Here is an 11,084-nt window from a genome sequence, read left to right on the forward strand (position 1 = left end):
AGTTTTGCTCAAACTGTCCGGCGCTGACCTGGTGCTGCCTGAAATTGCTGAACAACGTGCCGCCGACAAAGGTCCGGCCGTTGATTTGCACGGTTTTGCCCGTGCGCAGACAAGGCGCATCGTGCAACTGCAGGCGCACATCGCTCATGTTTTCATGATAATAATCGTGATTGCCCAGCACAAAGACATAGGGCTTGCCCGCCTCGTTGCAGGCTGCCTGAAACTGCCGCATGGCGGCCAAGCCGTTACCGAAATCGCCGGCGTGGGCAATCACATCGGCTTCGGGATGAAGGGTATAGGGGCTGCCGTGGGTGTCGGAAAGAAGCTGGATTTTCATGGAGATATGGTTTCAGGTAGCCTGCAACGGGAGATGGGAAACGGTTCGCCGGTATTGTATCATTCCATCTGAAATCGTTTGACACGATTGGCGCCGAGTATCGGCGTTGATGGTTCACGCTCATCCATCATTCATTAGGAAGCCCCCTTATGCCGACACGCACCGTCCAACTCAACTACATCTCCGATATCCACTTGGAATGGCTGTTCGATAAACGCGGGCTGCTGCAAACCGATGTGCTGAACGAAATCTACCGCCCCCTGTTCCGCTGCAACAGGCAGCCTGCAACGCAACACAATCTGTTGATGATTGCCGGCGATTTGACCGAGGCCAGGAAGTTCCACTATTTCGTGCCGTTTCTGGAAAGCGTGATTGCAGAAAACGGCTTTGACCGAGTATTTTATGTGATGGGCAACCACGAATATTACGGCGACGCCCTACACAAGGCGGTCGGACGGATTCAGGCGGCTCTGGACGGCAGCCCGATACTGAAGACGCACATGAGCATCCTGCACAACCAGTGCGCCATGCTCGACAACGGGCGCGTGCAGATGATCGGCGCACCGTTTTGGTATCAGGTGGCGCATGGGGACGAATATGCGGTGGCGCAAAGGTTGAGCGACTACCGCTACATCAAGGTCAAACGCGGCAATCGTTACGCCAAGCTGCTGTATCGCGATGTGCTGGCAGCACATTATCAAAGCGTGTGCTTTATCGAAGAAACGCTGCGTGCCAGCCCGTCCGGCGTACAAAACATCCTGTTCACCCACCACCCGACCAGCCGCCTGTTCGGCGATGCCGACCTAGGCTACGGCACGGCATTGCCTGCACGGTGGGCAGAGGATGCGGAAATCGGGCTACCTGAAAAGCTTGCAGCCTGCATTCACGGCCACGCCCACCAACACCTGCCCGTTTGTTATGCCAACGAATACGGCATTCCGACGGTGAGCAACACCATCGGCTATTATCAGGAAGAGTTTAAGCCCGACAGCCCGGCGGGGCGGCAGCAAATCAAGGACGGGCTGCCGTTTTTGATGGTGTGACCCAGGCAACACATCAAAGCGACCAGAGGGATGGTTTGCCATCCCTCTTTCTTTCTGCGTCATCAGATCAAAATCAACCGTGTCATTGATACTTCCGGTTGTTACCTGAAGGCTGGATGGAGCAGTTATTCTGCATGCTCAAAGATGTCGACAGGCACAAAGGCAAGATACTTAATTGATCATACTAGATAATTTACTATATCGTTGAATTAAAACGAATATTTCGGGTAACGAAAACAGTATCAACAATGAAACGATTGGCCACGAACCTAGTACACCTCCGGTCTTTAGGGGAGATAGCTGCCGGTCGTCGGTATGCATCATCACCTCTTGCTTAGGTTTTATCTTTTAGTGAGTAAAAGAACCAGGTCCTTGCAATCATCTTTCAGCCAAGCAAAGCTGTCTGCCTCAATACCCCTTTTGATTGCCGATTTGGTCTCGGCAATCTGCCCTTTGCCCGTAGGTATGACTTTCTGCATCGGTGCGGATATGCTGTGAGTAAGCTTAAAGTGCCTTTAATCCGGCATGCATCACCGCCGTTGCCGGCAGTGCCTTCTGTATGGATTCCATTTGCACTAATACGCTGATCTGATTTTGTCAGCCGCCGATGAACCAGGTCCGGATAACGCCAGCGATGCCTACATCGGCATACGGGATATTGGAACCTTGTCCACTCAATCCGTGCTTGATTAGGCCCAACAGATGGGGAAGTGTGCCTGACCAGGTTCTCCGGTTAGTGAGTTTTACTAAGCTCTCGGGCATAAATCACTTCAAAAATATCAATCCATTGATATTTAATATTATTTCTACTTTATATTAAAAACCATGCGGCACTCAGCATTAACAGAACCTAGTTCCATTACATGAATACACTTGCGGCCATCGTACTTTTTATAGGGATAACCAGCTACGCCAATCTAAAGTGACCTGTTATTCACTCAGTGAACAAAGGCTTTTCTACGTTTCAAACCGCCATATGGTCTGCCGATATTCATCCTTCTTTGAGAATGGGCTGAAAAAAATTTTAGGGCTTTTTACTGCTAATATAGTTGGTACCAATATAGGCAAAGGCAATGGATGCGCACCTGACATTGTTGCTTATCCCACCGGTAAATCACCCTCCCCCACGCAGTGTGGAACACAATCTGCCGTGGACAATGGATTAACTAAGCCGCTGAAAGGCGAACTTTAACTTTGGAGAAAAAATGCAAACAGAAAGACGACTCAGGTTGCCTGATGTCCGCCACATGGTTGGTTACGGTACTACGGCCACTTACTACAAGTCCTAATTACTCATATGGAGGATTGAATATGTTGAACCAAATTCAGTTAAAACGTTACGCCGAGTTGTCAGGCTATACAGAAAAGGCTTTAAGGGACAAAATCAGCACCGGCGTTTGGGTAGAGGGACTCCACTACTACCGTGCACCCGACCGCCACATCTTAATCAACGTAAAAGAGGTAGAAAAATGGCAACGAAACGAATGCCAACCGGCTTAGTTATTCGCGACCGTAGTATCAAAATATGGTTCATGTATCAGGGCAAACGATGTTGGGAAAGCCTGCCGCTTAAGCCCACCACCGCCAACATCCGGCACGCCACCAAACTCCGGGAAGAAATATGTACCCGAATCGCCATCGGCGTATTCGATTATGCCGAATTCTTTCCCAACTCCAAACGGGCGGAAGAAACGGAGCGCAGCCCCACTTTCCGTGAGATGGCCGAAGCCTAGCTAGCCACCGTTAACCAGCTATCCCACTCCACCCTATCCCGCTATCGCGGCATGCTCAACAGCCACGTCCTGCCTAAAATTGGCGACATGCCGATAGACCGTATCCAGTACAGTACCCTAGCCGGGCTGCTGGCTACCTTAGACTGTAGCGCAAAAACTCGCAACAACATCGCCACCGTTATTCGGCAGCCGTTTGTTCTTGCGCTCCGCGACGGCAGGATAAAAGACAATCCCGCCCAGCATCTGGCCAACGCCAAAGTGCAGAAAGAGCCGCCTGATCCGTTCACGCTCGAAGAGGCCGAAGCCATCCTGGGCTACCTGAAAAATGAACCTGTGTTTCACAATTACTTCGAGCTGGCCTTTTTTAGCGGTATGCGTACCAGCGAGCTCATCGCTCTCACTTGGCAGGACATCGACTTCCAAAGGCAGTGCGTGCGCGTGAACAAAGCATCCGTGGCTGGCAAGCTGAAAAGCACCAAAACCCACAGCTATCGAGACATCGAGCTCAATAGCCGCGCCTTGGAAGCCTTACATAGGCAATGGCAAAGAACAGGGCTGGCAAGCGGATACGTTTTCATCAATCCGAAAACCGGCAGCCCGTTTGAGAACGACAAAGTACCGTGGAGACCGTGGCAGCACGCTATAAAAATAGCGGGGGTAAGGTACAGGAAACCCTACAACACCCGTCATACATTTGCTACACTCAACCTCATGGCCGGAGCCAACCCCATGTGGGTAGCCCGTCAGATGGGACACAGCACCATGAAAATGCTACTCGAAAACTATTCCCGCTGGATTGACTTGGCCGACAAGCAGCGTGAAAAGTCCAAAATCGAGCAGCTTTTTGGTGGAAAATGTGCCAATAGTGTGCCAAAAAACACAGAAATGGAGATAAGTATAGGATACTTATCGGATATCTTGGTGGAGGCGGGGGGAATCGAACCCCCGTCCGAAAGCTCTCTACAAAACGTTCTACATACTTAGTCTTGTCCATTTGAAAATCTCGTTTTCATCACGCCGACAGACAGGCTTTCAGAAAACCAGTTACCTTAAATCTCGCCGTTTGCCAAGTAACCCGACAAACGGCCAGCCAATGTAATATGACGTTGCCGTAGGTTTTACCCTACACAGCCCATCGGCCAACTGCTGCAACGGCTAGCCTTAAGCGGCCAGAGCGTAAGTTTCGTCGTTTGCGACTATTTTGATTCAGTGTTTTACGGGTAACTGAAAACCCGGTATGCCCGTATTTGCTTCGTAACCCCCGTCGAAACCAAGGTCGCCCCCAAATAACCCTTGGCATTGTACACAAGTTTTACCTGCCTGAAAAGCAATAATCCTTTATAATACGCCGTTTACCGTCCACCAGTGCAGGCTGCTTTTTATGTATGACGTAAACACCCACGATGTCCGCCGCTTTTTTGCCCATGTTTGGCAACTGCGTTTCGCGCCCGTCCGGCTGGACGCTTTGCAGCAGAAAGCCCTGCGCATTTTAGAAGGCCATCGCGAATATGCGCCGATACTGGACAATATCGAGCATTATCTCGACCACAACTGGACGCCAGAACAAGGGCAGACCAACCCGTTTCTGCACTTGTCGATGCACTTGTCGATTCAGGAACAGGTGGCCATCGACCAGCCGTTCGGCATCCGCGCCATTCACGCGCAACTGTGCGCCAAACACAACGACAATTGGGGCGCGGCCGAACACGAAATGATGGAAGCGCTGGCGGAAACCTTGTGGGAAGCGCAACGTTTCGGGCGCGGATTGGACGTGAACCAATACATGACCCGCCTGCGCAAACTGGTGGATTTAGGACAGGAAGACCAGGCGCGCATCAATCCGCACGAAGTTCCGCAATCCGACCGCATCAGCGAACGGAAATAACTGTCATCGGCACACAGAAAGCAGCCTGCACTATGATTTACCCTTGGCACCAACCCATTTGGCAACAGCTTGTGTCGCATTGGCAGCGGCTGCCGCACGCCTGCCTGCTCATCGGCAGGGAACACACGGGCAAAACCGCTTTCGCCCGCCATTTGGCCCAAGCCCTGCTGTGCGAACACCCAAGCAGCCTGCACGAACCCTGCGGTCAATGCCCGTCCTGCCACCTGTTCGCACAGGACGCGCACCCCGATTTTTACCTCCTCACACCCGAGCAGCCAGAAACCGGCGAAACAACGGCGCGCAAATTGCAGCAAATCAAAATCGACGTCATCCGCGCCATTTTGGAGCCTTTGCAACAAACCTCGGTGCGCGGCGGCCGGCGCGTAGTGTGCATTTCTCCGGCGGAAAGCATGAACGTGCAGGCGGCCAACGCCCTGCTAAAAATGCTGGAAGAACCGCCCGAAGCCGTGGTGTTCATCCTTGTCAGCCACAATGCCGACCGCGTGCTGCCCACCATCCGCAGCCGCTGCCGCGCCCTGCTGCTGCCCCCGCCCGATGCCGCCACCGCCTTGCAGTTTTGGCGGCAGGCACACCCCGAATCCGCCGACCAGGCCGCACCGCTGCTGGCATTTCACAGCCACGCGCCGCTGTTCGAACCGCAGCCCGAGCAAGACCAATGGCGCGAACAATTACTGCAACTGCTGGCCGAACCGCGCCTACTGGCGATTTTGGATTATGCCGCGCAATGGGACAAACAGAAACTGCCGCTGGCCGTGCTGCTGGACTGGCTGTACAAATGGCTGCTGGACATGCTGCTCGTCTCGCAACAACAAGCGCCGCTGTATTATCCGCACCACCAAAGCAGCCTGCACACTGTGGCGCAAAAAACGCAGCCGCACACACTTTTTCGCCTAATTGACCACGTTCACCGCCTTTCCCCTTACGGACACCACAGTCTCAATGTTAGAATGCAGGCCGAATCCCTGTTGGGCGAATACCTGCTGGCGCTAAACCCGAAAACGCGCTGACCGACCCGACAACGCATTACCCAATTATTCAAATCGATAGGAAGCCCACATGAGCAACCCCGCACCTCAAGCCGCCCCGAATGCGGCCGCCAAAAGCGCACCCGGCCGCATGCTGCAACTGCGTTTGGAAAGCAAACCGGTCATCTATGCCAGCTATATGTCGTTTCTGGAATACGGCGGCGTGTTCCTGCCCACCGACGACAAATTCGATATGGGCGAAGAAATCCTGCTGGTTTTGGAATTGGTCGGTTTGGGAAAAACCGAAAAAATCTTCATCAAAACCAATGTCTGCTGGATTAACGCCAACCCAAGCGCCAGCGGCCGCCCAAAAGGCATCGGCCTGGCATTCGGTTCGGACGAGTCCGGCCTGAAAGCCAAAACCATTTTTGAAAATATATTGTCCGGCCTGCTGCACAACGAACGCCCGACATACACGCTGTAACCGCAGCCGCCCGAACACACAAAAGCAGCCTGCACTTCCCCCGTCCCCAAAGTGCAGGCTGCTTTTGCCCGCCAATCACTTTTGGACAAAGCAACCATGTTCCTCATCGACTCCCACTGCCACCTGAATTTCGACAGCCTCTCCGGCCGCCTGCCCGAAGTCTTCGCCAACATGGCGCACAACCAAGTCGCCCAAGCCCTCGTCATCAGCGTGAGCCGCGAAAGTTTCGCCCAAGTGTTGGCGCTGGCCGAACAGAACGACCACCTTTTCGCCACCGTCGGCATCCACCCCGACAGCGAAACCGCCGCCGAATTCAGCCTGGACGAACTTTTGCAGCACGCACGCCACCCAAAAGTAGTCGGCATCGGCGAAACCGGCCTTGACTACCACTGGTGCAGCGGCGATTTGACCTGGCAGCACAACCGCTTCATCACCCACATCCAAGCCGCCAACCAAAGCGGCCTGCCGCTGATTATCCACACCCGCAAAGCCGCCGACGACACCATGCGCCTGATGGCCGAACACCGCGCCGAAAAAGCCGTCATGCACTGCTTTTCCGAAGATGTGCGCATCGCCAAAATCGCGCTGGACTTGGGCTATTATTTATCGTTTTCCGGCATCGTAACCTTCAAAAACGCCAAAGACATCCAAGCCGCCGCGCAATATTGCCCGCTTGACCGACTGCTGGTGGAAACCGACGCGCCCTTCCTCGCCCCCGTGCCCCACCGCGGCAAAACCAACGAACCGGCCTATGTGCGCCACACCGCCGAATTTCTGGCGCAACTGCGCGGCGACACGTTGGAAAACATTGCCCGTGCCAGCAGCGAAAACTTCTACCGCCTGTTCGACAAAGTCACGCCTTATACCGAATCGTCAGCCAGATAGAGAACCCCGATAAAACGCCGCAAAAAGCAGCCTGCACTTTAAATTCCCCAGTGCAGGCTGCTTTTACCACCCGCACTTGTTGCCCGCCCCGCAACCTGCTAAAATCCACGCTTTCCAACCCTCCTAGATATTTGTTTATGAATATAAAATCCATTTTACTCTGCCTTATTTTGATCCCATTCGGCATTATGTCGCTGATTAGCGGCTACCGCACGACAAAAAACAACAGCCTGTTTCAGGAAACCAGCAAAACGGCCACGTTCACGCCGGCCAGTGACGGATACACCGAATACCGCAAACGCAGGAGCAGCAAGGTCTATTACACCCTGGACGAGATGACCTACACGGCGGAAACGGGCGAAACGGTCAATGTCAAATCCGTTACCGTCGATGCGGATGAATTGGCCAAACTGAAAGCGGGCGAAGGCATCCAATGCAGCTATCTACCGTCAGACAAGCAGAACGTGCGCTGCCAACACAGCGAAGAACCGAGCGCGTGGAAGGATTTCTTGTCGGGATTGGTTTCGTTGTTCGTTGCGGGCAGCATTTTCATGAACGCGCGCCGCGAGAAACAGCAATATGAAGAAGAATATGAAGACGACGAAGATGACGATACGGATCACCGCAAAGATGACGGTGTCCGCTTTTCATAAACAGTGATTTTTGCCGCAAAAAGCAGCCTGCACTTTCAATTTCCCCAGTGCAGGCTGCTTTTTATAGTGGATTAAAATAAAAATAAGACAAGGCGGCGAGCCAACGCCGTATCATTGCGATTTTAATTCACTATATGCGCCGTGTTCGCGGTTGGCCTGCTCAAAATCGTGCAGCATGGCCAATTCGAATTCGCTAAACCCTGCCCGCTGCCGCGCTTCGGTGTTCACATAGCCGCGGAACACGAACATATCGTGCTGCTGCAACAGTCGGCGGAACAAGGCCATCGGCTCCAACTGCCGCTCTTGGCACAGATGATGATACCAGCGGTTGCCGATGCGCACATGCCCCACTTCGTCGCGGTAGATAATGTCCAGCACTTCGCAGGTGGCCGTGTCGCCGCGCTGCGCCACTTTGGCGCGAATGGCAGGGGTCACGTCCAAGCCGCGCGCTTCCAGCACCCTCGGCACCAAGGCCATGCGCAACAGCGGGTCGTAGGCCGTTTGCCGCGCCATGTCCCACAAATGCGCGTGCGCCGGAAAGTCGCCGTAATCGAAACCGTGTTCGCGCAGCCGTTCGCGCATCAGCAGGAAATGGTCGCATTCTTCTTTGGCCACGCCCAACCAGTCGCCCGTAAATTCGCGCGGCAGGCTGCGGAAACGGTAGGCCGCGTCCAAGGCCAGGTTGATGGCGTTGAACTCGATGTGCGCGATGGCGTGCAGCATGGCGGCATAACCCTCCGGCGTGGAGAGTTTGCGCGATTCCACCTGCGTATGTGGCACCAGCGGCGGCTTCGGCGGCCGTCCGGCCACCAAAATGTCTTCTGCGGGGGGTGCAGGCTGCTTTTCATCGGCCGTGCAGCCTGCCAGCCAATGTTCGTGGGCGGCATAAGTGTGGCGGCATTTTTCGTCCGCATCCTGCGCCAAAAGTGCTTGGTGCAGCAGGGAATAAAGCGTTTTCATAAGCGTTTTGCGTAAACAAGTTTTAAAATCAGGTTAAACAAGCCATTTTTTCCGGATATTTTTCAAACAAATAGCCCTGCGCCTTATTTTAACACACGCAAAACCTGTGGCGCACGGCGCGAGAAATGTTAAGATTTAAGCCGTTTCGATTTTATCGCACAAAGGAAAACGAATGATGAAAAACTGGAAAACCGCTTTCGGCACCGCCATCGTCTGCCTGATGGCCGCACAAGCGCAGGCAGGCGCGATTGACGCACTCAAACAGTTCAACAGCGATGCAGACGGCATCAGCGGCAACTTCACCCAAACCGTCCGCGCCCGCAACAAAAACCAAACCGCCTCCGGCACATTCCAAATCCTGCGCCCCGGCCTGTTCAAATGGTCGTACACCCGCCCTTATAAGCAAGTAATTGTGGGCGACGGTTCGCACATCTGGCTGTATGACATGGATTTGAAACAGGTAACGCGCTCCAACCAAGACCAAACCATCGGCGACAGCCCTGCGGCGATTTTGTCCAACAAGAGCGCGCTGGAATCGAGCTACACGCTCAAAGAAGACGGCAACAAAAACGGCATTGATTATGTGCTGGCCACGCCGCGCAAAAACAACGCAGGCTACCAATTCATCCGCATCGGCTTCAAAGGCAACGCATTGGCCGCGATGGAGCTGAAAGACAGCTTCGGCAACCAAACCACCATCCAGTTTAACCAGTTGAACACCAAACCGAATTTGTCGCGTTCCGCATTCAAATTCACGCCACCTGCCGGTGTGGACGTGCTGGAACAATAAACCGTCCGCCCCTTCCCATCCGCCGCCTGTCCGCCGATTATGTGCCGACAGGCGGTTTTGCCTGCCAAAAGCAGCCTGCACCCCGCTTTTATGTTAAAATCGCGCCTTTGAATTTTTATTTGACGAAAGAATATCATGAGCTTGAAATGCGGCATCGTAGGCCTGCCCAATGTCGGCAAATCCACCCTGTTTAACGCGCTGACCAAATCCGGCATCGAAGCGGCCAACTATCCGTTCTGCACCATCGAACCGAACGTCGGCATTGTGGAAGTGCCCGACCCGCGCATGGACGAATTGGCCAAAATCGTCAATCCGCAGCGCATGCAGCCTGCCATTGTCGAATTTGTCGATATTGCAGGCTTGGTGGCCGGTGCCAGCAAAGGCGAAGGCTTGGGTAACCAGTTCCTCGCCAACATCCGCGAAACCGATGCCATCGTGAACGTGGTGCGCTGCTTCGACGACGACAACATCATCCACGTTGCGGGCAAAGTCGATCCGATTGCCGACATTGAAACCATCGGCACGGAATTGGCGCTGGCGGATTTGGCCAGCGTGGAAAAAGCCATCATCCGCGAAGGCAAACGCGCCAAATCGGGCGACAAAGACGCGCAAAAACTGGTGGCGGTGCTGGAAAAACTGCTGCCGCATTTGAATGAAGGCAAGCCCGTGCGCTCGTTCGGCTTGGACAAAGACGAACTGGCTCTGCTGCGCCCGCTGTTCCTGCTGACGGCGAAACCCGCCATGTATGTAGCGAACGTGTCGGAAGACGGCTTCACCGATAATCCGCATTTTGACCGCCTGAAAGCGCTGGCGGAACAGGAAAACGCGCCCATCGTGGCAATTTGTGCCGCCATCGAAAGCGACATTGCCGAATTGGAAGACGATGAAAAAGCCGAATTCCTGGCAGAAATGGGCATGGAAGAAGCCGGCTTGAACCGCCTTATCCGCGCGGGCTACGATTTGCTCGGCCTGCAAACCTATTTCACCGCCGGTGTGAAGGAAGTGCGTGCGTGGACCATCCACAAAGGCGACACCGCACCGCAGGCCGCCGGCGTTATCCACACCGATTTCGAACGCGGCTTCATCCGCGCCCAAGTGATTGCATACGACGACTTTATCGCGCTGGGCGGCGAGGCGAAGGCCAAAGAAGCGGGCAAAATGCGCGCCGAGGGCAAAGAATATATCGTGCAGGACGGCGATGTGATTCACTTCTTGTTCAACGTGTAAACCGCTGCCGTATCGCGCATTAAAGTGCAGGCTGCTTTTGGGATGATTCAAAAGCAGCCTGCACTTTTTCTGCCGCCGCACAAAAAATAGGCAAACGGAGA

At 54.0% G+C, this 11,084-nt stretch carries 13 protein-coding genes, 1 other RNA gene and 2 pseudogenes; 12 read left to right on the forward strand and 4 right to left on the reverse strand.

The annotated features are described in order from the left end of the window. Window positions 1-337 (reverse strand): metallophosphoesterase family protein (locus HMPREF9098_RS11705; protein WP_174254470.1); only part of this gene is annotated, 337 nt, incomplete at its 3' end. A gap of 149 nt (window positions 338-486) precedes the next feature. On the opposite strand from HMPREF9098_RS11705, the gene HMPREF9098_RS05055 reads away from it, so the two are divergent. The 4 genes and pseudogenes from HMPREF9098_RS05055 to HMPREF9098_RS12475 all read left to right on the forward strand — a co-directional run. Then, window positions 487-1,380, forward strand: coding sequence for a metallophosphoesterase (locus HMPREF9098_RS05055; RefSeq protein WP_003782608.1), 894 nt, complete (start codon window positions 487-489; stop codon window positions 1,378-1,380). 1,311 nt (window positions 1,381-2,691) lie between these two features. After that, the gene (xisR, locus tag HMPREF9098_RS05060) at window positions 2,692-2,880 is read left to right on the forward strand and encodes an excisionase family protein (protein WP_003782610.1); all 189 of its coding nucleotides are present in this window, start codon (window positions 2,692-2,694) and stop codon (window positions 2,878-2,880) included. Further along, window positions 2,865-3,113 (forward strand): Arm DNA-binding domain-containing protein, encoded by a 249-nt coding sequence (locus HMPREF9098_RS11175; protein ID WP_003782611.1) that lies wholly within the window; start codon window positions 2,865-2,867, stop codon window positions 3,111-3,113. Before xisR ends, HMPREF9098_RS11175 begins: the two co-directional genes overlap by 16 nt. Window positions 3,114-3,137: 24 nt before the next feature. Then, window positions 3,138-3,209 (forward strand): annotated as a pseudogene (locus HMPREF9098_RS12475) (hypothetical protein); the annotation flags it as partial. Between the two features lie 42 nt (window positions 3,210-3,251). On the opposite strand, the gene HMPREF9098_RS12225 reads toward HMPREF9098_RS12475, so the two are convergent. Further along, window positions 3,252-3,536 carry a hypothetical protein gene (locus HMPREF9098_RS12225; protein WP_232617971.1) on the reverse strand — a complete coding sequence of 95 codons (285 nt, stop codon included), beginning with the start codon at window positions 3,534-3,536 and terminating at the stop codon, window positions 3,252-3,254. Here HMPREF9098_RS12225 and HMPREF9098_RS12450 point away from each other — a divergent pair. Next, window positions 3,447-3,842, forward strand: a pseudogene (locus tag HMPREF9098_RS12450) (site-specific integrase); the annotation flags it as partial. The gene HMPREF9098_RS12225 and the pseudogene HMPREF9098_RS12450 sit on opposite strands and share 90 nt — an antisense overlap. Before the next feature lie 190 nt (window positions 3,843-4,032). On the opposite strand, the gene ssrA reads toward HMPREF9098_RS12450, so the two are convergent. Beyond that, window positions 4,033-4,397: a transfer-messenger RNA gene (gene ssrA / locus HMPREF9098_RS11415) on the reverse strand. 97 nt (window positions 4,398-4,494) lie between these two features. Here ssrA and HMPREF9098_RS05070 point away from each other — a divergent pair. The 5 genes from HMPREF9098_RS05070 (at window position 4,495) to HMPREF9098_RS05090 (ending at window position 8,006) form a co-directional block, all read left to right on the forward strand. Beyond that, window positions 4,495-4,998, forward strand: coding sequence for a DUF1841 family protein (locus tag HMPREF9098_RS05070; protein WP_003782613.1), 504 nt, complete (start codon window positions 4,495-4,497; stop codon window positions 4,996-4,998). A 32-nt stretch (window positions 4,999-5,030) separates the two neighbouring features. Beyond that, entirely contained in the window at window positions 5,031-6,026 is a 996-nt protein-coding gene (gene holB, locus HMPREF9098_RS05075; protein WP_003782614.1) for a DNA polymerase III subunit delta', read from the forward strand. 49 nt (window positions 6,027-6,075) lie between these two features. After that, window positions 6,076-6,468, forward strand: a complete 393-nt coding sequence (locus tag HMPREF9098_RS05080) for a PilZ domain-containing protein (protein ID WP_003782617.1) — start codon at window positions 6,076-6,078, stop codon at window positions 6,466-6,468. Between the two features lie 96 nt (window positions 6,469-6,564). Then, a complete protein-coding gene (locus HMPREF9098_RS05085; protein ID WP_040564283.1) occupies window positions 6,565-7,353 on the forward strand; it encodes a TatD family hydrolase in 789 nt (262 codons plus the stop codon). Between the two features lie 137 nt (window positions 7,354-7,490). Further along, window positions 7,491-8,006 carry a DUF3592 domain-containing protein gene (locus HMPREF9098_RS05090; RefSeq protein ID WP_003782619.1) on the forward strand — a complete coding sequence of 172 codons (516 nt, stop codon included), beginning with the start codon at window positions 7,491-7,493 and terminating at the stop codon, window positions 8,004-8,006. A gap of 111 nt (window positions 8,007-8,117) precedes the next feature. On the opposite strand, the gene HMPREF9098_RS05095 is transcribed toward HMPREF9098_RS05090, so the two are convergent. Beyond that, window positions 8,118-8,966 (reverse strand): ferritin-like domain-containing protein, encoded by an 849-nt coding sequence (locus HMPREF9098_RS05095; protein ID WP_003782620.1) that lies wholly within the window; start codon window positions 8,964-8,966, stop codon window positions 8,118-8,120. Window positions 8,967-9,141: 175 nt separating this feature from the next. Between HMPREF9098_RS05095 and lolA the strand changes: the two genes are divergently transcribed. Both lolA and ychF read left to right on the forward strand, forming a co-directional pair. After that, the gene (gene lolA / locus HMPREF9098_RS05100) at window positions 9,142-9,756 is read left to right on the forward strand and encodes an outer membrane lipoprotein periplasmic chaperone LolA (protein ID WP_115324903.1); all 615 of its coding nucleotides are present in this window, start codon (window positions 9,142-9,144) and stop codon (window positions 9,754-9,756) included. 135 nt (window positions 9,757-9,891) lie between these two features. After that, a complete protein-coding gene (gene ychF, locus HMPREF9098_RS05105) occupies window positions 9,892-10,983 on the forward strand; it encodes a redox-regulated ATPase YchF (protein WP_003782622.1) in 1,092 nt (363 codons plus the stop codon). Window positions 10,984-11,084: the final 101 nt, after the last annotated feature.

It is taken from the genome of Kingella denitrificans ATCC 33394, from assembly GCF_000190695.1.
GTDB lineage: Bacteria > Pseudomonadota > Gammaproteobacteria > Burkholderiales > Neisseriaceae > Kingella_A > Kingella_A denitrificans.

Coding starts and splice junctions, on each gene's coding strand:
- HMPREF9098_RS05055 (WP_003782608.1), top strand. CDS start 487: ATGCCGACACGCACCGTCCAACTCAACTACATCTCCGATATCCACTTG.
- xisR (WP_003782610.1), top strand. CDS start 2,692: ATGTTGAACCAAATTCAGTTAAAACGTTACGCCGAGTTGTCAGGCTAT.
- HMPREF9098_RS11175 (WP_003782611.1), top strand. CDS start 2,865: ATGCCAACCGGCTTAGTTATTCGCGACCGTAGTATCAAAATATGGTTC.
- HMPREF9098_RS05070 (WP_003782613.1), top strand. CDS start 4,495: ATGTATGACGTAAACACCCACGATGTCCGCCGCTTTTTTGCCCATGTT.
- holB (WP_003782614.1), top strand. CDS start 5,031: ATGATTTACCCTTGGCACCAACCCATTTGGCAACAGCTTGTGTCGCAT.
- HMPREF9098_RS05080 (WP_003782617.1), top strand. CDS start 6,076: ATGAGCAACCCCGCACCTCAAGCCGCCCCGAATGCGGCCGCCAAAAGC.
- HMPREF9098_RS05085 (WP_040564283.1), top strand. CDS start 6,565: ATGTTCCTCATCGACTCCCACTGCCACCTGAATTTCGACAGCCTCTCC.
- HMPREF9098_RS05090 (WP_003782619.1), top strand. CDS start 7,491: ATGAATATAAAATCCATTTTACTCTGCCTTATTTTGATCCCATTCGGC.
- HMPREF9098_RS05095 (WP_003782620.1), bottom strand. CDS start 8,966: ATGAAAACGCTTTATTCCCTGCTGCACCAAGCACTTTTGGCGCAGGAT.
- lolA (WP_115324903.1), top strand. CDS start 9,142: ATGAAAAACTGGAAAACCGCTTTCGGCACCGCCATCGTCTGCCTGATG.
- ychF (WP_003782622.1), top strand. CDS start 9,892: ATGAGCTTGAAATGCGGCATCGTAGGCCTGCCCAATGTCGGCAAATCC.